We start from the raw sequence: 22,842 nt of genomic DNA on the forward strand, positions 1-22,842 counted from the left end.
CATATGTCCAGAGGGCCTCACACCTGAGCGGAGTGAGCATCGCCACTCGCCGGAAGGTTTCCCCCCGCTTGCTCCGGGTTCATCGCGAGTACCCCCGGGCCGTCCGGCCACTCGCGTGAGATCATGGCCACTATTGCGGTTCGCTTACGCGGGACTGACACGTAACTTACGGTTCCGTAGGTACGATTCGGCCCATGACTGCGCCCGTCCCCGACGCGCCCACGGACACGCCGGCCGCCGGCCACGTCTCTGTCGCGCACTCCTTGTCGGAAGAGATCAAGCCCAAGCTCCGCGGCTGGCTGCACCTCGGGATGTTCCCGGCCGCCCTCGTCTCCGGACTGGTCCTCACTGCCCTGGCGGACTCGACCCGCGGGCGCATCGCCTGCGGCGTCTTCGCCCTGACGGCCTGCCTCCTGTTCGGAGTGAGCGCCCTCTACCACCGCGGCGACTGGAGTCCGCGGATGGACGGCATCCTGCGCAGACTCGACCACGCGAACATCTTCCTGATCATCGCGGGCACCTACACCCCGCTGACGATGCTGCTGCTGCCGGAGGCCAAGGGGCAGTGGCTCCTGTGGAGCATCTGGGCCGCCGCCGCGGCCGGCATCGTCTTCCGGGTGTTCTGGGTCGGCGCTCCGCGCTGGCTCTACACGCCCTGCTACATCGCGATGGGCTGGGCGGCCGTCTTCTTCCTGCCCGACTTCATGCGCACGGGCGGCATCGCCGTCCTCGTCCTGGTGATCGTCGGCGGTCTGCTCTACAGCGCGGGCGGGGTGATCTACGGGATCAAGCGCCCGAACCCGTCACCGCGCTGGTTCGGATTCCACGAGGTCTTCCACTCGCTGACCCTCGCCGCGTTCATCGTGCACTACGTCGGCATCTCCCTGGTGGCCTACCAGCACGGCTGACCCACCCGACTCCCCTCTTCCTCAGTGGCCGCGGCTCCCCAGCCGCGGCCACTGCGCGTTTTGCGGCCGTCGCCCGTTTCCGGCCCGACGACACGCCCTCTGCTCCCCCGCGACGACACCGCCCGCACCCACCCTCCCTCTAACTGAAAGCCTCACTGGATTGACAGTAACCACCTTTTGAGAGCTACTCTCATTTTATGCCGACTCCCACGCAAGACAGCGCCGTTCGGCGCGATCCCCGCCGCTGGTGGGCCCTCGGGGCCCTGGTCGCGAGCATGCTCGTGCTCGGCTTCGACATGACGATCCTCAATGTGGCGCTGCCGACGATGGCCCGGGACCTCGGCGCGTCCACCGGGCAGCAGCAGTGGATGGCGGACGCGTACGTCGTCGTGTTCGCCTCGCTGATGCTCCCGGCGGGCCTGCTCGGCGACCGCTTCGGACGGCGCCGGATGCTCGTCACCGGCCTCGGCGTCTTCCTGGCCGGCTCCCTGGCCGGCTCGCTCGTCGACGACGTCACCTGGGTGATCGTCGCCCGCGCCCTGATGGGTGTCGGCGGCGCGCTGGTGATGCCGCTCGCGCTCGCCGTGCTGCCCTCGCTGTTCGGACCCGACGAGCGCACCAAGGCGGTCGGGGCCGTCGCCGCCGCCTCGGCCCTCGGCCTGCCGCTCGGCCCGATCATCGGCGGCTGGCTGCTGAACCACTTCTGGTGGGGCTCGGTCTTCCTGGTCAACGTGCCGATGGCCGCCATCGGCATCACCGCCTGCGTCTTCCTGCTCCCCGAGACCAGCGACCCCGCCTCGCCCAGGGTCGACGCCGTCTCCACCGCGCTCACCGCGGCCGGCCTAAGCGTCCTGATCTACGCCATCATCGAGGCCCCGACCCGCGGCTGGGGCGACCCGCTCGTCCTCGGCTGCTTCGCCCTCTCCGTCGTCCTGATCGCGCTGCTCGTCGTCCGCGAACGCCGCAGCCCCCGCCCGATGCTGGATCTGTCCCTGCTCGCCCAGCGCGGCTTCCTGCTCAACACGCTCGCCGCGACGCTCGTCATGTTCGTCCTGTCCGGCCTGATGTTCGTACTGCCGCAGTACCTCCAGGCGGTGCTCGGCCACGACGCGCTCGCGACCGGGGTGCGGATGCTGCCGATGATGGGCGGACTGCTGATCGCCTCCCGGGGCGCGCAGCCGCTGGTCACCCGCTTCGGGGCGCGCGCGGTGATCAGCGCGGGTCTCGTCGCCCTCGCCTTCGCCGCGTTCCTGGGCAGCCGTACGAGCGTCCACGACGGGTACGGCGCCACCGCCCTGTGGCTGTCCGTCACCGGGCTCGGCTTCGGCTTCGCCGTGGTGCCCGCGATGTCCACCGCCCTCGGCGCCCTCCCCCGCGACCGGGCCGGCAGCGGCTCCGGGCTGCTGATGACGGTGCGCCAGGTGGGCAGCGCGATCGGCATCGCCCTGCTCGGCTCCCTGCTGGCGAGCACGTACGCCGACCGGCTCGACACCTCCGCGCTGCCGCGTGCCGCCGCTGAGGTCGCCGGCGACTCGGTGGTCGGCGCCCACGTGGTCGCCGACCGGCTCGGCGACCCTGCGCTCGCCGCCTCCGCGAACGCCGCGTACATCCACGGCATGGACCTGGTCCTGCTCGTCAGCGGGGTCGCGGCGCTGGTCACCGCACTGCTGGCGGCGGCCCTGCTGCCCAGCCCCCGACAGCCCGCCCCGGCGCCGAAGGAGGACACCGCCATGGCCCCGGCCCCGGCGGATGCCGGACAATAGGAAGCATGGCCGCCACCACACAGAGTTCCCCTCCCGCCGCGGAGCCCCAGCCGGGGCTCCGCGAGCGGAAGAAGATCAAGACCCGCATCGCGATCCGCGAGGCGACGTACCGGCTGATCGCGGAGCAGGGATACGACGCGACGACGATCGAGCAGATCGCGGAGGCGGCCGAGGTCTCCCCGTCCACGGTGTTCCGCTACTTCCCGACCAAGGAGGACATCGTCCTCACGGACGAGTACGACCCGCTGCTGGAACGGGAACTGCGCGAGCGTCCCGCGGACGAGCCGTGGTTCGAGTCCCTGCGCCATGTGATCAGGAAGGCCATCGGTGTCAGCAGTTCCGAGGACCCCGAGATCACCCGGCTCCGGACACGGCTGCTGGTCGAGGTCCCCGCGGTGCGTTCCCGGATGATGGAGAGCATGTCCGTCACCGGGCGGCTGCTGAGCCGGGCCATCGGCGAGCGCTCCGGCCGGGACCCGGACAGCCTGGAGGTCCGGGTCTTCGCGATGTCCCTGATCGGCGGTCTCATGGAGACCTCCCTGTACTGGGCCGAGACCGGCCAGGGGGACGACCTCGCCGAGCTCGTCGAACGCACCGTGAACGTCTTGGAGCACGGTCTGCCGCCGCGAAACCCGGAGGCCGGGGGCACGCCCCGCATGACATCCTGACCGCGTGAACGGACCGGAGATCCACATCGAATTCGCCCCCGAACTCGGGCTGTTCGTCCCGCACGCCCGCCGCGCCGGTGTCACCCCCGTCGGCACCGACGGCTCCTCCACCCTCGGTCATGTCGTCGAGTCGCTCGGCGTCCCGCTGACGGAGGTCGGCGCCCTGGTCGTGGACGGGCGTGAGGTGCCCTTCTCGCACATCCCGGCGGCGGACGAGTCCGTGCGGGTCCGCGCGGTCGAACGCCCGCAGCAGGTCACGGGCGCCCCGCTGCGCTTCCTCCTCGACGTGCACCTCGGCACCCTCGCCCGCCGGATGCGCCTGCTCGGTGTCGACACGGCGTACGAGTCCACCGACATCGGCGACCCGGCTCTCGCCGCCCGTTCGGCGGCCGAGCGGCGCGTGCTGCTCAGCCGCGACCGCGGCCTGCTGCGGCGCCGCGAACTGTGGGCGGGCGGCTTCGTCTACAGCACCCAACCCGATGACCAACTCCGTGACGTCCTCGGCCGGTTCGCGCCCGAGCTGAAGCCCTGGACGCGCTGCACCGCGTGCAACGGCCTGCTCCGCGAGGCCACCAAGGAGCAGGTCGCGGACCAGCTGGAGAGCGGCACCGAGCGGTCGTACGACGTCTTCGCCCAGTGCGCGGAGTGCGGGCGCGCCTACTGGAAGGGCGCGCACCACGACCGGCTGGAGACCGTCGTGGAGCGCGCCCTGGCGGAGTTCGGCAGCTGAGAATGCGGCGTTCGGCAGCTGAGAATCCGGGAGCCGCGAGTCGGCCCCGGATGGCGTCCAGGGCCTGAACCGGATCCTTCGACGGACCGAATCCTTCGACGGACCGGATCCGCTTCAGGCCCCGGTCCCCTGACGTTTGATCAGATCCTTTGCCCCGCAGGCCAGTCCGTCCCCGCTGGGGTCGAGTCCGAGGGGATCGTCCGTGCCGTTGATCCTGAGCCGCCCGTAGTCGTTCTTCTTCAGCCAGGCGCAGCGGGAGACCGTCGTCTTCCTCACCCCTTCCGGGAAGACCGTCGGCACGCAGACGTTGATCGTGCCGTAGTGGCGGTCGCAGCCGGAGATGGTCGTGGACACCTTCTGCGAGGTCCGCTTCTTGCCCGCCCCCGTGACGGTGCCGGCCGGGGAGTCGGCGAAGGAGTGGACGTGGGCCGAGGCGGTGTCCGTGGCGAGCGCGGACGGGCCCTGGAGATGCACCCATTTGGCCACCGAGGGAACGCCGTTGGCGTCGACCGCGAAGAGCATGTACCAGCCGGGCGGCGCCATGTTGGGGTTGCTCGTGACATTGAGGTCGACGTTGTTGCCGTCCACGCTCAACGGCAGGTCCACGAAGCGCTGGTTGGGGTCGGAGGAGTGCGTCACCGCGGCGGGCCGGATCAACTCCGCCTTGACGATGGGCCGGTCGACCGTGATGCGCTGCGTGTCCCCGTACACCCACTCGTTGTCGATCACCGAAGTGATCGTCGGGCGGGTGCCCTTGAGGAGGTACGGCGGGGTGTAGATGGACACGTCGTGGTTCCAGGTGCCGTTGCCCGGGTTGTCGCCGGTGGCCATCACCCGGCCGTCGGGCAGCAGGAACGCGGAGGAGTGGTAGCCGCGGGCCTCCGGGTCGGCGGCCACCGGGTCGAAGGCCGAGGTCGCGGGGTCGAAGATCGACGCCTCGTAGACGGGATTGGCGCGGTTGTGCAGTCCGCCGCCCGTCTCCAGGACCTTGCCGTCGGGCAGCAGGACGGCGGAGACGTACATCTTGCCCTGGGCGCCGGTCTCGGCCACCTTGCCGTTGCCGAGGTCCACCGTGCCCTGTGGGATCTGCGGGCCCACCGTGTACGCCGGGTTGGCGGCCTTGAGGTCGATGATGTCGGTGAGCCGATTGGCGTCCGGGTTCGAGTCGATGTTGCCGCCGCCGATGGTCAGGACCTTCTGGTCCTGCGCGGGAGGCAGCAGCACGCTCGCGGACTGGTCGCGTTGGTCCTTGTTCTCCAGGCCCGAGACCGCGGTCGTGGTGTTGGCGTCGTAGTCGTAGATCGCCGATCCCGTCCCCGGGGTGCCGTTGCCGAAGACATGACTGCCCGAGTAGAAGAGCCGCCCGTCCTGCATGAGGATCATCGACGGGTACAGCCCCCAGAACGACCAGGTCTGGTTGACCTGCCACAGCGGCAGCCACTGCTGCTGGGCGTTCGACCAGCGCTCGGCGGTCACCGAACCCGACGAGTCCTCGCGCAGCCCGCCGAACGAGATGATGTCGCCGTTGCCCAGCTCGGTGGCGGACGGATACCAGTGGCCGTCGTTCAGGTCGTTCGTCCTGCTGTACGTCTCGGTGACGGGGTCGAAGATGTACGAGTCCTTGTACCCCTCGTACCCGTGCCCGCCCGCGACCGGGAACGCCTTGTTGCCGCTCATCACCAGCACCCGCCCGTCGGCGAGCTGGACGTGCCCGGAGCAGAACATGTCCTTGGGCGTGGGGATCACCTTGTACGAGCCGGTCGCCGGGTCGTACACCGCCGACGTGAACGTGCCCGCGTCGAAGTTCTCCTCGCTGTTCCCGGAGCCCGCGATCAAGAGCACCTTGCCGTTGTTGAGCACGACGGAGTGCATGGAGCGGACCGGGTTCTGCGTGGGCAGGACCGTCCACTTCCCGTTCGCGCACTCCTCGGCCGTTCCCGTGCAGGTGGCCGGCGGAATGGGGTCGGAGACCTGTTCCATCGTGTAGTCGTCGGTGGTCGCCGAACCCGTGCCGTACACGGAGACGCCCCAGGTGATGCGGTCGGTGCCCGCCGGGACGGCCGGGGTGCGCACCGTCGCCTGCGTCCAGGCCGCCGCCATGTCCAGGGTCTTGAGGTCGGTCCAGTACTGCCAGCCCGCCGTGGTGTCGTGCCGGAAGAGCGTGATCGCCGCGTCCGGCGTCGTCGTCTTGTAGTACAGACCCAGGTCGTACTGTTTGCCTGCGGTGACCACCGGCGCGCACGCGGTGGACTCCGTGATCAGCGCCTTTCGGTCGCCGTCGACCCGGCGGGTCAGCGTGACCTTCATGGCCTTGGAGCCGGAGTGGGCGTCGGTCACGGTCGCGAAGCTGAAGTCGTTGTCGCCCCAGCCGGACTTCTCCCAGCAGGACGGCATGCCGTCCGTACCGGCGGTCTCGAAGCCCGGGTTGGTGACGAGGTTGACGGCCGACGCGGGCTGCGGTGACACGAGCAGCAGCCCGGCGGCGAGGCCCGTCACGGCCAGCAGGACGGTTCTCCGTCGTGGTCTCACCCGGAATTTCACACGGTTCTCCTTGCCGTACGGCTCCCACGACCGCTCTCGCTGCGGCGCGGCAGATAGACCAGCGCTTCGGTCCCGGCGAAGCGCACAACGAAGGTCGTCACCAGGGCCAGCGCCGTGGCGGACAGGGCACCCATGCCGAACTGGTGGACGAAGAACGCGATCAGCGGGATGCGCAGCACCAGGTCGGCGTTGGCGAGCAACGCGAACCGGCCCGTCCGGTCCCAGCGGCCCCGGTGCTTGCGGCGCTCGCGGAACAGCAGCTGCTCGATGAGCAGGAAGTTCCAGGCCACACCGAGCTGGTTGGCGAGGATCTCCGCCGGTACGTAGTGCAGTCCGGCGGCGGTGAGCGCGTACAGACCGAGCAGGTTCGGCACGAAGCCGGTGGCGCCGATCAGCCCGAAGACCACCATGCGGGCGACCGGCGAGGCGGTGCGCAGCCCGACGAGGTGACGCAGGAACCTGAAGCCCTCCTGCGCGCTCGACTTGGACTCGCCCGCGAAGCGGTCCTGGAAGACGAAGGGCACCTCGGTGACCTGGCGGGGCCGGCTGCGTACGGCGAGTTCGAGCAGGATCTTGTAGCCGAGGGGCCGCAGGACCTCGGCGGTGACCGCGCTGCGGCGGATCGCGAAGAACCCGCTCATCGGGTCGCTGATGCCCCGCAGCTTGCGCGGGAAGAGCGTCTTGGTCAGCCAGGTCGCGCCGCGTGACACCGCGATCCGGTAGCCGCCCGCGAGTCCTTCCCGGCTGCCGCCCTTGATGTACCTGCTGGCGACCACGAGGCCCGCGTTCGCACGCTCGCCCGAGGCGACCAACTCCGGTATCAGGGACGGCGGATGCTGGCAGTCCCCGTCCATGACGACGATCCACTGGGAGCTCGCCGCCTTCAGCCCCTCGACGACCGCGCCGCCGAGCCCGCCCTCGGGCACCTCGCGGTGCAGCACGGTCACCGGGAACGGGCAGTCCCGCGCGGCCTCGGAGATCACCTCGGGGGTGTCGTCCGTGGAGTCGTCCACGAAGACGACCTCGCAGGGCAGCCGCGCCGGCACGGACTCGGTTATCTGGTGCAGCAACTCCCGTATGTTCGCCGACTCGTTGAAGGTCGGTACGACAATGGTGACGGCACCGGGCTCCGGGACCTCGGCGCCGCGTACCGCCGGATCGCCCAGTTCGTCCGGGACAGTGCTCTCGAAGCTGCTCATCGACTGCCTCCGGAACGGGCCGTGTTGGTGTGGTCGTTGGTGTCGGCGGTGTCGTCGATCCGCCGGATCTCGATCCGGTCCTCGCCCGTGCCGAAGGTGGCGACGGCCGTGGAGTGCTCGATCGCGGCCTTCACGTTGGGCAGGTCGACCGCGTCGCGCCGTACGGTCGGGGACGCGACCACGTAGTCGAGGTCCTTCCAGCCGCGCGGCATCGTCTTGGTGACCGCGGGGTCGAGGTCGGCCTTGTAGAACCAGATGGCGCCGAGGCCCGGCCGGTAGCCGTCGTGCACGAGGTCGAGCCAGAGCGCGTCGTCGACCAGGACGCGGGTGTCCCGCGGGTCCTTCACCTCGGTCCTCAGCCACGAAGAGGCCGCCCGGTAGGGGGCGTTGGCGTCGGCGGTCACGGCCGTGCGGTCACCGTCGTACCAATGGGGCACGACGTAGGCGCCGGCGGCCACCACCAGCACCGCGGCCAGCCCGCGCCGTCCCCACGTCACATACGTCCGCTCCTCGGCGGTCCGCCGTCTGCGCAGCACCGCGTGCGCGACGCTCGCGGTGCCTCCGGCGAGGACGAGGGCGAGGAAGGGGAGCGCCTGGATGACGTACATCGCGGGCAGGTAGCCGTTCGGGCGCATGGCCACCAGGGCGAGGATCGCCACGGTGAGCGCGGGTCCGGCCAGGGCGCGCGCGGTCACCGACCAGCGGAGGGTGGCCAGGAGCAGCAGGGCGCCCGCGAGCCCGCCGAGCGGCAGGACCCGGTCGTAGTACAGCCAGGAGTGAAGCACCCCGTACGAGCCGGTGCCTCTCTCCAGGATGAACCCGGAGCCGGGGCGGCTCATCTGGTAGGTGATGCCCTCCCAGAGCGAGACATGTCCGCCGCCCGGGAACAACTCACCCTTGAGCAGGGCGAAGAGCGGGTACGCGGTGCCGATCAGCACGCAGGCCGTGACGGCGCCGGTGAGCGCGAACTTGCGGGTGTCCCGATGGCTGTGCCGCCACATGGTGATGAACAGCGCGGGCAGGACGACGAGCATCGTCTCCTTGGTCAGCACGGCGGTGGCGGCCGCGAGGCCCGCGCCGAAGTGGTGCCAGAGATGACGGCTCGGCGACGCGGCCAGGCAGAACGCGAGCAGCGTCCACATCACCGCGATGTTGTCGAGGAAGATCTCCCGCTGGAGCACGACCGAGAGCGGGGAGAGCCCGAACAGGACCATCGCGAGGCCGGCCGCCCACTGCGGCAGTGACAGTCGGCGCGCGAGGACGTACAGCAGGACCGCGCTCACCGCGCTGACCACGAGCATCGCGAAACGCATCGAGCCGACCGTCATCAGCGACGGGCTGAGGTGCGCGGGAATCCAGGTCAGCGCGGCTATCTGGATCCAGCCGAGCGGCGGGTGGTCGTACCAGTAGGTGTAGTGGGCCAGGCCCTTGCCCTGCTGGACGGCCCAGGCCTGGGCCAGGTAGGTGCCCTCGTCGTCGCTGAGGGTCGGGTAGGCGGCGATGTTCCAGCCCTGCACGACGAGGATCGCCGCGAGCAGCACCGCACACAGGATCAGATCGGAGCGGGAGCCGCGAAAACGCGGTACGCGCAGGGATGCCGGGACGATTTTGGGCGCACGAGGCCGCTGCGCGGGGACCGTGGGTGTGGTCGCCGCGGGAAGTGTGGAGGTCACGCAGGAACGTCCTCTCGGATCACGTCGGTGAGATGCGCGCCGACATGACTGGTCAACTCCCAGTCGTTGCGCCCCCGTTGTTCGCGCCAGACGGCGCGCACGGCGGCACCCGCGAGCAGCACCTGATAGAAGGGACCGCCGACGACGAGCTTCAGGTAGTGCACGGGCCGAACGCGAAGCCCGTACTGCTTGCCGAAGTCGTGCAGTCCGACGATCTCGAAGACGAAGGTGACCAGGGCGGTCACGGCCGGCAGGAACGTGATGAAGGCGATCCCGACGGGCACGTCGAGGAAGAGCGCGACCGCCACGTTGAGCGGGATGATCACTCCGGAGATCGCCTGGAGATACGGCGTCATCAGCGTGTAGCGGGCGAGCAACCGTTGCCCGAAGCCCGGCAGTTGCTTCCAGTCGCGCTTGCGGTAGACCTGCAGGAAGCCCTGGTTCCACCGGGTGCGCTGCTTGAGCAGCGACATCAGGGAGCCCGGCGTCTCCTCCTTGGTCACCATGTCGGAGTCGTACGCGACGACGACCTTCTTGCCGACACTGGACAGCCGTACGCCCAGATCGCAGTCCTCCGCGAGGCAGTTGGGATCCCAGCCGTCAGCCTCCCGCAAGACCTTCGTCCGTACGAAGACGGTGTTGCCGCCGAGCGGGATGAACCCTTTCTGCGCATGCAGATGAAGGCGCGAGCGGAACCAGAAGAAGTACTCCAGGCAGTTGCGCAGGCTGTACCAGCTGGAGTTGAAGTTGATGAGCTGCACCCCGCCCTGGACGACGTCCGCGTCCGTCGTGCGGAACGCGTGGTCGACATGGGCGAGCAACTCCGGATGGACCTGGTCCTCGGCGTCGAAGACCCCGACCACATCGCCGCGGCAGTGCGGCAGGGCCGTGTTCATGGCCTTCGGCTTGTTCTTCTTCTCGTGGTGGTCGACGACGACACGGACCCGCGGATCGCGCGCCTCGGCACTCCGGGCCACCTCGGTGGTCTCCGGGTCGTCGTGCCCCACGATGACGATGATCTCGAAGTCGGCGTGGCTGGATACCAGCAGCCGCTGGATGGTGTGGTCGAGCACGGCCTGCTCGTGCCGCGCGGGCAGCAGCAGCGAGAAGGACAGGCTCTCACCCCCGTCCGGACTGCTGAACCGGGTGGAGGCCAGCACTTCGGGCGTACGCCACGCGTGCATCTGCCACCACAGGGTGAAGGCCGCCATCCAGAAGAGCGCCAGAGAAACGGCAGCGATAAAGACAGACGTGAGCAACAGATCCCCCCAGATCCCCAAATACCCCCAGTCGCGACAGCGTGTCACTGCCGTCGCGTCACCGGGCCGAGACTATGGGCGGTCTGTGAAGCGCACAGGTTCTTCCGGTGAAGAGCGTGTTTCATCACACTCGGTCGACTTGCTGAACAATCGGCGCTCTAGGGGCGTTTGAACCGGTTGGTAGTCACGCGTTTCGGCCGTTCAGAGCCGTGCGAAGTCGGTCGGGATCGGTCGTCGGGACGTCGCACGCGAAGTTACGGCAGACATACGCGGCCGGCTTGCCGTCCACCAGAGAGCGGCCGGAAAGCAGCGGTAGCTCGTCACTCTCCGGCGTCCCCACCGCCACCACGGCACCCGGCGCGGTGCCCAGAAGTGCCGTGCGCCGCAAGGCCGTTGTGGCCGGATCGCTTCCCTCTCCCACCACCGCGACCTCCCGGGGACCGTCGAGCAGCGCCTCGGCCACCGCGAGCCCCCACCCGATGAAACGGGGCGCCCGCGGCCCGAGCGCCTTCACCACGCCCAACGCCCGCTCGGCGGCGGTGCGATGGGGCTCCGCGCCGGTCTGCGCGGCATACGACAGCAGCGCTCCGGCCGCCGCGCTCCACCCCGAGGGCGTGGCGTTGTCGGTGGGGTCCTGCGGGCGGCGGATCAACCGCTCGGCATCGGCCGCCGTGTCGTACAGGGCACCCGAACCGTCGTCCGTGAACTGCGCCAGGACATGGTCGAGCAGGAACCCGGCGAACTCCAGCCAGACCCCTTCCCCGGTCACGGACGTCAGCGCGAGGAAACCCTCGGCGACGTCCGCGTAGTCCTCCAGCACCCCGGCGTGGGCGCCGACCCGGCCGTCCTTGCTGGTACGGGCCAGCCGCGCCCGGTCGTCCATGTGCAGCCGTACGAGGAGGTCGGCGGCGCCGATCGCGGCCTCCACCAGATCGGGGCGGTCGAAGTAGGCGCCGGTCTCCGCCAGAGCGGCCACCGCGAGCCCGTTCCAGGCGGCGACCACCTTGTCGTCGCGCCCGGGGGCGGGCCGCCCGGCCCGCGCCGCGAGCAGCCGCCCCCGCACGGAGGCGAGCTTCTCGGCGTCGAAGACGCCTTCCTGTTGCGGGAGTTGCAGTACGGACGCGCCCTCCTCGAAGGTGCCCTCCTCGGTGACCCCGAAGTACTGGGCGGCGAGTTCGGCGTCGGCGTCCCCGAGCAGCTCACGCAGTTGCTCGGGCGTCCACACGTAGTACGCGCCCTCGACGTGCCTGCCGGTGCCGTCATCACTGTCGGCGTCGAGCGCGGAGGCGAACCCGCCCTCGTTCGTACGGAGTTCACGCACCAGGAAGTCCGCGGTCTCCAGAGCGACCCGCCGGGCGAGCTCGGACCCGGTGGAACGCCAGAGATGTGCGTAGACCCGGCAGAGCAGCGCATTGTCGTAGAGCATCTTTTCGAAGTGCGGGATCAGAGGTCCACTTGGGCGCTGACGCAGCACATAGCGGTGAAAGCCCCCGCCCAACTGGTCGAAGAGGCTCGAGCGCGCCATGGCGTCGCAGATTCCCTCGGCCATTTCCAGAGCTGCCTCGGACTGCGTCCGGGCGTGGTGCCGCAACAGGAACTCGATCACCATGCTCGGCGGGAACTTGGTGTCCCCACTGCCGAGCCACCCGCTGGACGGGTCGTAGTCCCGGCTGATTCCCAGCAGCGCCTGAGCGAGTTCACTCTCACCAGGAAGCCCGCCCGCTCCGTGATCCAGCTCCCGCTCGGCCAGATCACGGGTGATCTTCTCGGCGATTTCCCCGACCTCGTCACGTCGGGTCGCCCACGCGCCGTGAACACCTTCGAGCACCTGGCGGAAAGACGGCGCACCGTGGCGGGGCTCGGGCGGGAAGTACGTACCGAAGTAGAAGGGCTCGCCTTCGGGGGTCATGAAGACAGACATGGGCCACCCGCCCTGCCCGGTTGCCGCCTGCACCGCCTCCATATAGACGGCGTCGACGTCCGGCCGCTCTTCCCGGTCCACCTTGATATTGACGAAATGTTCGTTCATGAAGGCCGCCGTCACCACGTCCTCGAAGCTCTCGTGAGCGAGCACATGACACCAGTGACACGCGCTGTAGCCCACGCTCAGGAAGACCGGCACGTCGCGCCTACGCGCTTCCTCGAAGGCGGCGGGCTCCCACTGCCACCAGTCGACGGGATTGTCCGCGTGCTGGAGGAGGTACGGGGATGTCGCGTGCGCAAGTCGGTTGGCCATACTCCATCCTTACGCACGCGGCAAAGCCATGCCCACGTGCCACGAGGGAACGGCAGCGGTCTCGGACCCTGGACCTGGTGCCCGTCGTGCTCGCGTCCATCCACGGAAGGGCTTTCCGACCGTTGCTGGACGGCCCGGTCTCCATCCGGTTTCACGGCCTGGTGGCGAGGTCCTTCTGCGAGAGCCAGTCGAATTCGAGCCGCTCCAAGATCGGGGTGTGATCCCCTTGCCGGGTGGCCGGCCTGACCGTGACGCCCTTGTCGCCGAGGGCGCACTTGCGAAGCATCCGTCTGTCCGCCATGTCCGCAGTTTTCCACGCCTCACGCAGGCTTTCGATCGTCACCGGCGACAGGGCGGCTTCCGCGTCCAGCCCGTCCAGGGTTGCGGTCATGCTCTCGATGACGGTGCGTTGCCCCTCACTGAGCTCCTCGAATCGCTCTTCGTCCATCTTCCCGTACACGTAGAAGTCGTCTTCGAGCTTCCTCACCCGCTGGCGTGCGGCTTCAAGCGCCTTCTGCGCTTCCTCCTTCCGCACCTGCGTCTCGGGAGCCGCGAAGGCGAGCCACCGGCGTGCCAACGCGATGACTACGGGGTTGTCGGGCTCAAGGGCGGCGACGTGGTCGATCCACGCTTGCCCAACAGCCCGATCGATGCGATCGGCGAGGGTCACGACGCCCTGACAGACTGATCTGCCGCGCATCTGTCGCACCTCACATCGATAGCGTCCTCCCCGATGGCTCATACGGCCGCCGCAGAGCCGCGGCTCCCCCGAACCCGCCCCTTCGCGCATCCGACCGCACCGGTAGCTCCCCGTCCCCAGGTACTTCCCTTCCGGCTTTCCCTTCGCCCAGCGTGTGTCGGTCCGCTCCGCGATGAGCGCCTTGACCCTGAACCACTCGGCTGGCGTCACCACCCCCGTACCGCACATGACGATCTCGCCCATCTCGTCGCGCAGCGGCTCGCCGTAACCCTCCCAAATGTCCAGAGGGTTGCCGTGCTCGTCCGTCCTGCGCCTCCGGACCGGGACCATGCCCGCGAAGAGCGGGGACTGAGCGAGCTTGCTCACCGCCGTGGGCGACCATGTGGCGCCGCTCCGGGTCCGGTGCCCTTCCTCGTTGAGCTTGTGGGCCGTGTTCTTCGTCGTCCACTTCTCGAGCAGCAGGTCCGCCAGCCTGCGGGCCGTGCCGTACTCCTCGGAGTGGGGTTCGACCTTGCCGCTCCCCGGTGCGCTGCGGAGCCCGAACGGCGGCCTGCCCGTGCCTCGTCGCCCCTCCGCCTTGTGCGACTCATGACCGATCTTGACGCGCTGTGCCATGTCCTTGGCTTCCTCCCGGGCGCGCTCGCTCAAAATGGCGAAGACCATCCGACCGCCCCTCGACGAGTCCAGGCCCTCGGAGACGGACACGAGCCGTGCCTGCCGACGGTCGAACTCGTCGAGCATCCTGCCGACCGCACCCATGCCCCGCCGGTCGAAGCGGTCCGTCTTCCAAACGCCGAGCGTCCCGGACTTCCCGTCCATGATCGCTTGGGTGGCCTTTTCGAACTCCCGCCGCCGTACGTAGCTCTTGGACGCCGAGAGCTGTTCAAACCAAATGTGCCGGATCTGGAGCCCGTTCGCCTGCGCCCAGCGCACCACATCTCGCACGTGACCTCGCAGCGTGGCCAGGTCCTCCTTCTTGGTGCTGCGTCGCAGATAGGCATCCATGAGTCCGGACGGCTCCGCCGTCGCGGGCTTGTCCACCCCCAGTGACGCCAAGTCGTCCGGGCTGAACCCCAGCCCGGCCAATGTCGCGTGATCCTCGCGCATGTCAGTCCCTCCCGATCAAGAGAAAGAATAGGGAGGAATGGATCTTTGACTCCTACTTTTCTGAAATGCAGCACTATCCACCGGCAGTAATGGATACTCCGGACAATCTCCCGGCGGGATTGATCGACGGCCCTCTCGCGTTCGCGTCCTCCCCGAAGGACACTCGTAGGCCAGGGAGTTGCTGTCGGAGGGGGACGTGACATGCGGGACGGCCATCGGGCGGAGGCCGAGCGGCTGTTGGTCCGGTCCGTCGAGGAGGAGGTACGCCGCTCCGGAGGGCGCGTGGACGGGGGCGCGCTGCTGTCGCGGGCGCGGGCCGCGCTCGACGCGATGGCGGAGACCGCCGCCGGGGAGTACACGGCGTACACACGGGCGCTGGACGAGTCGGAAGCGGGCCGGCAGACCTTCGGGCAGCGGTTCGCGCGCGAGGGATCCGGAACTCCCCTGCTGGTGGCGGCCGTTGGCGCGCTCGCGGCCGTCGTCGCCGACCTGGCCCTCGGCACCGGCGCGGGCACGGCCGTCGGCACCGGAGCGACGGTGGCCGTGGCGGGCGCGGCGGCGACCGTCCTCAAGGTGACGGCCTCACACGTGCCGGCCGCGAGCCGCCGGGCCGGAGCCCTGGGGCAGCCCGGAGGCCCCGAGCAGTTGCGCCTCCAATGGCTGACGGCCCTGGAGGTACGGGGCGTCCGCCCGTACCTCGACCAGCAGCGAGTCCTCAACGCTTCCACCGGCGCCAAGAAGGGTGCGCCCCAGTTACGGCGCACGGACAAGAGCGCGGCTGCCCGCCGGCGCAGTGTGCTCGAGCAGTCCTTCGGTCAGCTTCCGGAGCGGGAAGGCCCGTTCACCGGGCGCCGGACCGAGCTGTCGCGGGTCGCGCAGTGGGTGCACGCGGCTCGGGCGAGCACGGAGACGAGGCCGACGGTCGTGGTGCTGCACGGCGCGCCCGGCTCCGGCCGCAGCACGCTCGCGGTACGGGCGGCGCACGCCCTCAAGGACCAGTTCCGCGGCGCGTGCGTGGTCGACCTGCGGGGCGACAGCCCGGACGACCCGCCTCTCCCCACCCGCGACGCGCTGCTCCACTTGCTGAACCGGCTCGGCGCCCCGCGCGAACAGCTCCTCTTCCGCGAGCGCTCCTCGCAGGACCAGCAGGTCAGACGTCTGAGCGAGCTGTATCACCAGCATCTGACGGGCCTGCCCGTGACGATCGTGCTGGACGACGCGAGCGACGCCGAGCAGGTGCGCACGCTGGTCCCCGAGCGCTCGGACAGCCTGGTCCTGGTCACCGCACGCAAGCCCCTCGATCTGCCCGCCGACCTCCCCGCCTGGGTGCACCAGCTCCCCGTCGAGGCCCTGGACGCGGCGGGCTCCGAGGAGCTGCTGGCCGCGGCGGCGGAGGACACGTCCGGTCCGTACGACGCCGAATCCACCGACCGGATAAGGGAGTTGTGCGGCGGCCTGCCGCTGGCCCTGCGTGTCGCCGGCTCCTCGCTCGGCCCGCGCACCCCACGCGCACTCGCCACCGACCTCGCGGCCTACGGCCCCGTGGAACCCGTCGAGCGGGTGCTGTGGCTGCGCTACACGGACCAGTCGGACATGGCGCGCCGCCTGCTGCGCCGGCTCGCCCTGGCCGGTCGCGCCTCACTGGGCGCGGCAGCGGCGGCGTCCCTCCTCGCGACGGACGAACCCGAGGCCGTCCGTCATCTGACCGCCCTCTCCAGGGCGGGCCTGATCGACCATGTGCGCGGCAGCCGCTATCGCCTGCACGATCTCGTGCGGGCCTTCGCCGCGGCCCGTCTCCTCGACGAGGAGGAGCCCTCGGAGCGCACGGCGGCGCAGGAGCGCCTGATCGTGAACTACGCGGAGCTCGCAGACTCGGTGATCCGCCTGGTGGACGGCAAGACGTCGACGCGCGCCGACCAGTTCGGGCCGCACGGCTTCACCTCCCTGGACGCCGCGCTGCGCTGGCTGGACGACGAGTCGAGCTTCATCACGGCGGCGCTGCGGCACGCGGAGGGGGTGAACCAGGCGGCGGTGCTCAACCTGCTGGGCGCCCTGTGCGACTACTGCCTGCTGCGCGGCGACCTCTACCGGCTGGGCGAGATCAGCGAGCTGACCCAGGCCGTCGACCAGGGGCTCCTCGTCCGCTCGGTCCAGTGGCGGACCGGTATCGCGGCCCGCCAGCTCGGCGAGCTGGACAAGGCGCGGACGACCCTGGCGGCGGTGGTGGACCTCTATTTCGAGGCCCATCACGACGCGGGGGCGGCCAGGGCGCTGTGTTCCCTCGGCATCACGCTGCACCACCAGGGCAACCTGATCGAGGCGGCGGCCAAGCTCCAGGAGGCCATGGACCTTCAGGCCTCACCCGAGCTGGCGGCCGACCGCGCCTGGACGATGCACGCGCTGGCGGCGGTGGAGCGCGACAGATCCCGGCTCGTGCAGGCTCTCGACCTCCTCACCGAGGCCCTGGTCCTGCATCGCGAGAGCGGCTCGGTGCACGGCGAGGCCTGGGCCCACTTCCAGCTCGGCCAGCTGGGCCTGCGCATGGGCGACGTGCCGCGCGCCGAGCGTGAACTGCGCGAGGCGCTCGACCTGTACGGGCGTACGCGCGACGCCCGCGGCGAGGCCTGGGCACTCACTCAGCTGGCCCGCGCCCGGCTCGTCGGGGGCGACCCGTCCTCCGCGGTCGACGGGCTGCGCCAGGCGGCCTCCCGGCACCGCGAGAACGAGGACGCGCGCGGCGAGGCATGGACGGTCTACTACCTGGGCCAGGCCCTGGAGGAGACCGGCAACCTGAACCAGGCGGTGCGCGAACTGGAGCGCTCCCGCACGATGTTCTCCCGTATGCGGGACGTCTACGGCCTGGCCTGCGCGCGTCACCACTCGGCCCGCGTGACCCGCGACCAGCGCGCCGCGCAGACGGGCTCGCTGCGGAACTCGGGCTTCGCCCGCCAGCTCCTCGTCGACGCCCGCGCGGACTTCCAGCGCATCGGGGTGGCACACGGCGAGGCGTGGACCTGTCTGGAGCTCGCCGTCGTCGACGCGGGCAACGCCCGCACCCAGCAGGCGCTTTCCCTGTGCGACGAGGCGGTCGGCCTGTTCGCCTCGTACGGCGACCATCGAGGGGAGGACTGGGCCCGCTTCCTGCGCTGCACCCTGCTCCCGTACGCGGCCCCGGGCGGCCACGAGGTGGGGACCGCGGTGGCCCATGAGGAACTGTCGCAACTCTCGCGCGCCGGCCACCCCACCCGCGACGGCAGGCTCGACGACTTCATCGAGGCGTATCAGCTGCTGCTGGAGCGGGGAGTGGACCTGGACGCCGGCTGGCAGGCCTGGCGCCTGGGCATGGTGCCGGGACGGCACGCCCGCGAGGTGATGGGCGTGACCGTGGTGACGTAAGGAGTGGCGAGGCGCTCCCGCGGGGGCAGGAGTTCCCGCGGGGGCAGGAGTTCCCGCAGAGGCGGGCGCTCCCGCGGGCGCCGACACTCCCGTAAGGGCCAGCGCTCCCGTAAGGACCGGCACTCCCATAAGGACCGGCACTCCCGCAGGGGTTGGCTCAGCCCTTCGCGGGAGCGGCCTTCCCCCCGGTGCCGGTGCCGGTGCCGGACGTCGCCTTACCGGAGGCGGACCGCTCCGCGCCGCCGGAACCCGCCGCCTTGTTCTCGGGGTCCTGCTCGAAGGTGACCTTGCCCATGTGGCGGTTCATGGACTTCATCAGGCCCCAGACGGCCAGGGCCATCGCCGCGAAGACGATGAAGCCGAGGACGCCGGGGGTGACCTTGTTCTGGTCGACCTCCTTGGCGAGGGGGACGAGGTGCGTCAGTGCCAGGCTTGCGCTCATGTCAGGCATTGTCGCGGATGCCCGCAAAGAGGTCGTCCTCGGGGAGGGATGTATCGACGAGGGACTTCGCGAGCTCGTACTCCTCGGTCGGCCAGACCTCCCGCTGGATGTCCATGGGGACCTTGAACCAGCCGCCGTCGGGGTCGATCTGCGTGGCGTGCGCGATCAGCGCCTTGTCACGGATCTCGAAGAAGTCCGCGCACGGAACGTGCGTGGTCAGCGTGCGCTCGGCGCGCTGGAACTCGCTCCAGCGCTTCAGCCAGTCCCCGTAGGGCGACTCCATTCCGCGGTCCAGGAGCGCGTGGTGCAGCGCCTCGGTGCGCGGGCGGTTGAAGCCCTGGTTGTAGTAGAGCTTCCGCGGCTGGAACGCCGGTCCGAACTCGGACTCCGGGTACTTCTCGGTGTCCGTCGCGCCCTCGAACGCCACCATCGAGATCTGGTGGGTCATGATGTGGTCGGGGTGCGGGTAGCCACCGTTCTCGTCGTACGTGGTGATCACCTGCGGGCGGAACGAGCGGATCTGCTTGACCAGCTCGCCGGCCGCCTTGTCGAGGTCCTCCAGGGCGAAACAGCCCTCGGGGAGCGGGGGCAGCGGGTCACCCTCGGGCAGGCCCGAGTCGACGAAGCCGAGCCACTCCTGCTTGACGCCGAGGATCTCGCGGGCCTCGTCCATCTCCTTCTTGCGTACCTCGTGGATGTGCTCCTCGATGTACTTGTCGCCCTGAAGCTTGGGGTTGAGGATGGAGCCGCGCTCCCCGCCCGTGCAGGTCACGACCAGCACGTCCACCCCCTCGGACACGTACTTCGCCATGGTGGCCGCGCCCTTGCTCGACTCGTCGTCGGGGTGGGCGTGAACGGCCATCAGTCGCAGCTGGTCAGTCAAGACTCAATCCTCGGTCAGTCGGCTGTCGCCTGAGTAGGTCGGCTGTCGGCGCCCGGCGTGAATCAGCGCTTTGGGCGGCTTCTATAGTGACGGAATCGGGGGGCGAATAATTCCGGGGCCCTTCTCACGGATCCCAGCCGAGAGGACGATCATGAGCACGGCGAGCACGCAGCTGCCCGAGGGCCGGTACGGCCGCTCCGCGGACGAGCGTGCCGACCGGAAGCTCAAGATCATCGGGAGCGTCCTGGGCGTCGCCCTGATCGGTCTGGTCGGCTGGTTCGGCTACGACTACATCGCCGGGACCAAGATCAGCGCCCAGGTGATCACCTTCAAGGCGGTCTCGGACAGCGCGGTCGAGGTGCACCTGGAGGTGCACAAGGACTCGGGCACGAACGGCTACTGCACGTTGCGTTCACAGAGCGCCGACGGCCTCGAGGTGGGCCGCGCCGACTTCCGCTTCGACCAGGGCTCCTCCCGCCTCGACAAGGTGGTTACCCTGCGTACGACGGCCCGCGGCTCCACAGCGGAACTCCTCGGCTGTCACACGGGCTGAGCGGCACCGCCGACCCGGACCCGACGGCATCGACACAGACCTGCATCACTCTCAGCAACTAGTAGCTGACCTGCGTTGATGCAATTCTGATGTCTTATGTCCTCCCCTCAGAGCCGCTGAATTGTTAGGCTCGTGGTTTCGCCCACCCGTGAGAGAACATGCTTCTGGGTAGGGCGATGCTTTGTATCCCAGTACCTACGAGGAGCACCTGTGACCCAGACCAGCGAGAACGTCACCTGGCTGACCCAGGAGGCGTACAACCAGCTCAGGGCCGAGCTGGAGTACCTGTCTGGTCCTGCGCGCACGGAGATCGCCGGCAAGATCGCCGCCGCGCGCGAGGAGGGCGACCTGCGCGAGAACGGCGGGTACCACGCGGCCAAGGAAGAGCAGGGCAAGCAGGAGCTCCGAGTGCGCCAGCTGACCCAGCTCCTGGAGAACGCCAAGGTCGGCGAGGCTCCCGCTGCGGACGGCGTGGTCGCACCGGGCATGGTCGTCACCATCGCCTTCGACGGCGACGAGGACGACGCCCTGGACTTCCTGCTCGGCTCGCGCGAGTACGCGAGCTCCGACATCGAGACGTACTCTCCGCAGTCCCCGCTGGGCTCCGGCGTGAACGGCAAGAAGGTCGGCGAGGACGCCCAGTACGAGCTGCCGAACGGCAAGCTCGCCTCGGTGAAGATCCTCAAGGCCGTGCCGTACCAGGGCTGAGCCCAGGACCAGCGACGACGATGCCCCCGGCCGCATGCCGGGGGCATCGTCATATCCGCGTCGACGTCCGGGCCGATGTCTACGTCGACGTTCGGGCCGATGTCCGCGTCACCGGGTCGATGTCCGGGCCGATGTCCGCGTCACGCCGTCGCCGAGCGGTACTTGCGGACCGCGAGTGTCCGGAAGATCAGCACGATCAGGACGGAGTAGATCGCCGAGGCCCAGACCGGGTGCTGCATGGGCCAGGCGTCGGACGTCGACACCCCGGGGTTGGCGAACAGGACGCGGCAGGCCTGCACGGTGGCGCTGAACGGGTTCCAGTCCGCGACATGCTGCAGCCAGGGGGTCATGTTGCTGGTGTCCACGAACGCGTTCGAGATGAACGTGACCGGGAAGAGCCAGATCAGCCCGCCGGAGGTGGCCGCCTCGGGTGTCCGCACGGACAGGCCGATGAGCGCGCCGATCCAGGTGAACGCGTACCCCAGCAGGAGCAGCAGCCCGAAGGCCCCGAGGACACGGAACGCGTCGGTGCTGCCGTTCGAGCCGACCCGCCAGCCGACCATCAGGGCGACGATCGCGAGGACCAGCAGGGTCAGCGCGGTCTGCACGAGGTCGGCCAGGGTGCGGCCGGTGAGCACCGCGCCCCGCGCCATGGGCAGCGACCGGAAGCGGTCTATGAGGCCCTTGTGCATGTCGTCGGCTATGCCCGCTCCGGCGCCCGCGGTGGCGAAGGTGACGGTCTGGGCGAAGATGCCGGCCATCAGGAAGTTGGTGTAGTCGGTGGCGCTGGTGCTGCCGCCGATCTTCATGGACCCGCCGAAGACGTAGGTGAACAGCACCACGAACATGATCGGCTGGATGAGTCCGAAGATGACCATCTCAGGGATCCGGGACATCCTTATCAGGTTCCGCCTGGCAATGACCAGGGAATCCCGGATGGACTGGACGACCGGGTTCGAGGGTGCCGTGACCTGCACGGCGTCGCTGACGGCGCTCACTTCGCGGCCTCCTTCTTGGTCTTGTCGGTCCGGGCTTCCTTGCCCTTGCCGGCCCGGGCGTCCGCCGACCCGCCGTTCTCCTCGGCCTTCTCCTCGGCCACGTGGCCGGTGAGGGAGAGGAAGACGTCGTCGAGGGTGGGGCGGCGCAGGCCTATGTCGTCGATCTCGATGCCGCGGGAGTCCAGCTCGCGGATCACCTCCGCGAGGAGCTTCGCGCCGCCGGTGACGGGCACGGTGAGCTTGCGGGTGTGCTCCTCGACCGTGGTCTCGCCCTTGCCGAAACCGCGCAGCACCTCGGAGGCGGTCTCCATGTGTTCACGCTCGTGCACGACGACCTCGACGCGCTCGCCACCGGTCTGCGCCTTGAGCTCGTCGGCGGTGCCGCGGGCGATGACGCGGCCGTGGTCGACCACGCAGATGTCGTGCGCGAGGTGGTCGGCCTCTTCGAGGTACTGGGTGGTCAGCAGCAGCGTCGTACCGCCGGAGACCAGCTGCTTGATGACGTCCCACAGCTGCTGACGGTTGCGCGGGTCGAGGCCGGTCGTCGGCTCGTCCATGAACATCACCGGGGGTGACACGACCAGGGCCGCCGCCAGGTCGAGGCGGCGGCGCATACCGCCCGAGTACGTCTTCGCGGTGCGGTCGGCGGCGTCGGCGAGGTGGAACTGCTCCAGGAGCTCGGCCGCGCGGATCTTCGCGGCCTTCGCCTTCATCTGGTACAGCTGTCCGACCATCTGGAGGTTTTCGCGGCCGGTCAGGTACTCGTCGACCGCCGCGAACTGTCCGGAGAGGCCGACCCTGCGCCGTACCGCGTCGGGGTCCTTGACCACGTCGATGCCCGCGACGACGGCCCTGCCGCTGTCGGGGCGCAGCAGGGTCGTAAGACAGCGGACCGCGGTCGTCTTGCCCGCGCCGTTCGGCCCGAGCAGGCCGAGCACGGTGCCTTCCGGAACATCGAGGTCTACGCCGTCCAGAGCCCTTACGTCACCGAAGGTCTTCACCAGGCCTTCGGCGTAGATGGCGCCTGGCATGAGAGTTCTCCACGTCGTTGGGGATTTTTCGGATTTGCACGCAATTC

Annotated in this window: 17 protein-coding genes; 7 read left to right on the forward strand and 10 right to left on the reverse strand. The window is 69.5% G+C overall.

The window, feature by feature from the left end:
* Window positions 1-194 precede the first annotated feature (194 nt).
* The 4 genes from ACFYR3_RS08660 (at window position 195) to ACFYR3_RS08675 (ending at window position 4,069) form a co-directional block, all read left to right on the forward strand.
* A complete protein-coding gene (locus ACFYR3_RS08660) occupies window positions 195-908 on the forward strand; it encodes a hemolysin III family protein (RefSeq protein WP_355847522.1) in 714 nt (237 codons plus the stop codon).
* A 197-nt stretch (window positions 909-1,105) separates the two neighbouring features.
* Entirely contained in the window at window positions 1,106-2,671 is a 1,566-nt protein-coding gene (locus ACFYR3_RS08665) for an MFS transporter (protein ID WP_356785606.1), read from the forward strand.
* A gap of 5 nt (window positions 2,672-2,676) precedes the next feature.
* Window positions 2,677-3,339 (forward strand): TetR family transcriptional regulator, encoded by a 663-nt coding sequence (locus ACFYR3_RS08670; RefSeq protein ID WP_355847516.1) that lies wholly within the window; start codon window positions 2,677-2,679, stop codon window positions 3,337-3,339.
* Window positions 3,340-3,343: 4 nt separating this feature from the next.
* Complete coding sequence (locus ACFYR3_RS08675; RefSeq protein ID WP_355847513.1) at window positions 3,344-4,069, forward strand: Mut7-C RNAse domain-containing protein; 726 nt, start codon at window positions 3,344-3,346, stop codon at window positions 4,067-4,069.
* Window positions 4,070-4,183: 114 nt separating this feature from the next.
* On the opposite strand, the gene ACFYR3_RS08680 is transcribed toward ACFYR3_RS08675, so the two are convergent.
* The 6 genes from ACFYR3_RS08680 to ACFYR3_RS08705 form a co-directional block, all read right to left on the reverse strand.
* Window positions 4,184-6,463 (reverse strand): galactose oxidase-like domain-containing protein, encoded by a 2,280-nt coding sequence (locus tag ACFYR3_RS08680; RefSeq protein ID WP_389282387.1) that lies wholly within the window; start codon window positions 6,461-6,463, stop codon window positions 4,184-4,186.
* Window positions 6,464-6,606: 143 nt separating this feature from the next.
* Window positions 6,607-7,809 carry a glycosyltransferase family 2 protein gene (locus ACFYR3_RS08685; RefSeq protein ID WP_355847510.1) on the reverse strand — a complete coding sequence of 401 codons (1,203 nt, stop codon included), beginning with the start codon at window positions 7,807-7,809 and terminating at the stop codon, window positions 6,607-6,609.
* Window positions 7,806-9,482 carry a glycosyltransferase family 39 protein gene (locus ACFYR3_RS08690; RefSeq protein ID WP_355847507.1) on the reverse strand — a complete coding sequence of 559 codons (1,677 nt, stop codon included), beginning with the start codon at window positions 9,480-9,482 and terminating at the stop codon, window positions 7,806-7,808. The genes ACFYR3_RS08685 and ACFYR3_RS08690 overlap by 4 nt, the downstream gene beginning before the upstream one ends.
* Window positions 9,479-10,741: a glycosyltransferase gene (locus ACFYR3_RS08695; RefSeq protein ID WP_355847504.1), complete on the reverse strand. Its 1,263-nt coding sequence runs from the start codon at window positions 10,739-10,741 to the stop codon at window positions 9,479-9,481. Before ACFYR3_RS08695 ends, ACFYR3_RS08690 begins: the two co-directional genes overlap by 4 nt.
* A gap of 184 nt (window positions 10,742-10,925) precedes the next feature.
* Complete coding sequence (locus tag ACFYR3_RS08700; RefSeq protein ID WP_355847501.1) at window positions 10,926-12,977, reverse strand: thioredoxin domain-containing protein; 2,052 nt, start codon at window positions 12,975-12,977, stop codon at window positions 10,926-10,928.
* A 151-nt stretch (window positions 12,978-13,128) separates the two neighbouring features.
* Entirely contained in the window at window positions 13,129-14,784 is a 1,656-nt protein-coding gene (locus ACFYR3_RS08705) for a recombinase family protein (RefSeq protein WP_389282157.1), read from the reverse strand.
* A gap of 201 nt (window positions 14,785-14,985) precedes the next feature.
* Here ACFYR3_RS08705 and ACFYR3_RS08710 point away from each other — a divergent pair, with 201 nt between their 5' ends.
* Entirely contained in the window at window positions 14,986-18,180 is a 3,195-nt protein-coding gene (locus tag ACFYR3_RS08710; protein WP_355847495.1) for a tetratricopeptide repeat protein, read from the forward strand.
* Window positions 18,181-18,337: 157 nt separating this feature from the next.
* On the opposite strand, the gene ACFYR3_RS08715 is transcribed toward ACFYR3_RS08710, so the two are convergent.
* Together ACFYR3_RS08715 and mca are read right to left on the reverse strand one after the other, a co-directional pair.
* Window positions 18,338-18,631: a hypothetical protein gene (locus ACFYR3_RS08715; RefSeq protein ID WP_355847492.1), complete on the reverse strand. Its 294-nt coding sequence runs from the start codon at window positions 18,629-18,631 to the stop codon at window positions 18,338-18,340.
* Entirely contained in the window at window positions 18,624-19,505 is an 882-nt protein-coding gene (gene mca, locus ACFYR3_RS08720; protein WP_355847490.1) for a mycothiol conjugate amidase Mca, read from the reverse strand. Before mca ends, ACFYR3_RS08715 begins: the two co-directional genes overlap by 8 nt.
* A 151-nt stretch (window positions 19,506-19,656) precedes the next feature.
* On the opposite strand from mca, the gene ACFYR3_RS08725 reads away from it, so the two are divergent.
* Window positions 19,657-20,058, forward strand: a complete 402-nt coding sequence (locus tag ACFYR3_RS08725; protein ID WP_355847487.1) for a DUF4307 domain-containing protein — start codon at window positions 19,657-19,659, stop codon at window positions 20,056-20,058.
* Window positions 20,059-20,268: 210 nt separating this feature from the next.
* Window positions 20,269-20,766, forward strand: a complete 498-nt coding sequence (gene greA, locus ACFYR3_RS08730) for a transcription elongation factor GreA (protein ID WP_355847484.1) — start codon at window positions 20,269-20,271, stop codon at window positions 20,764-20,766.
* A 140-nt stretch (window positions 20,767-20,906) separates the two neighbouring features.
* Here greA and ACFYR3_RS08735 read toward each other — a convergent pair whose 3' ends face one another.
* Entirely contained in the window at window positions 20,907-21,764 is an 858-nt protein-coding gene (locus ACFYR3_RS08735; RefSeq protein WP_356785616.1) for an ABC transporter permease, read from the reverse strand.
* A complete protein-coding gene (locus tag ACFYR3_RS08740) occupies window positions 21,761-22,795 on the reverse strand; it encodes an ATP-binding cassette domain-containing protein (protein WP_355847478.1) in 1,035 nt (344 codons plus the stop codon). The genes ACFYR3_RS08735 and ACFYR3_RS08740 overlap by 4 nt, the downstream gene beginning before the upstream one ends.
* Between the last annotated feature and the right edge of the window lie 47 nt (window positions 22,796-22,842).

This window comes from Streptomyces sp. NPDC005784 (assembly GCF_042871525.1).
Classification (GTDB): Bacteria; Actinomycetota; Actinomycetes; order Streptomycetales; family Streptomycetaceae; genus Streptomyces.

Coding starts and splice junctions, on each gene's coding strand:
- ACFYR3_RS08660 (WP_355847522.1), top strand. CDS start 195: ATGACTGCGCCCGTCCCCGACGCGCCCACGGACACGCCGGCCGCCGGC.
- ACFYR3_RS08665 (WP_356785606.1), top strand. CDS start 1,106: ATGCCGACTCCCACGCAAGACAGCGCCGTTCGGCGCGATCCCCGCCGC.
- ACFYR3_RS08670 (WP_355847516.1), top strand. CDS start 2,677: ATGGCCGCCACCACACAGAGTTCCCCTCCCGCCGCGGAGCCCCAGCCG.
- ACFYR3_RS08680 (WP_389282387.1), bottom strand. CDS start 6,463: ATGCCGTCCTGCTGGGAGAAGTCCGGCTGGGGCGACAACGACTTCAGC.
- ACFYR3_RS08685 (WP_355847510.1), bottom strand. CDS start 7,809: ATGAGCAGCTTCGAGAGCACTGTCCCGGACGAACTGGGCGATCCGGCG.
- ACFYR3_RS08700 (WP_355847501.1), bottom strand. CDS start 12,977: ATGGCCAACCGACTTGCGCACGCGACATCCCCGTACCTCCTCCAGCAC.
- ACFYR3_RS08705 (WP_389282157.1), bottom strand. CDS start 14,784: ATGCGCGAGGATCACGCGACATTGGCCGGGCTGGGGTTCAGCCCGGAC.
- ACFYR3_RS08710 (WP_355847495.1), top strand. CDS start 14,986: ATGCGGGACGGCCATCGGGCGGAGGCCGAGCGGCTGTTGGTCCGGTCC.
- ACFYR3_RS08715 (WP_355847492.1), bottom strand. CDS start 18,631: ATGCCTGACATGAGCGCAAGCCTGGCACTGACGCACCTCGTCCCCCTC.
- ACFYR3_RS08725 (WP_355847487.1), top strand. CDS start 19,657: ATGAGCACGGCGAGCACGCAGCTGCCCGAGGGCCGGTACGGCCGCTCC.
- ACFYR3_RS08740 (WP_355847478.1), bottom strand. CDS start 22,795: ATGCCAGGCGCCATCTACGCCGAAGGCCTGGTGAAGACCTTCGGTGAC.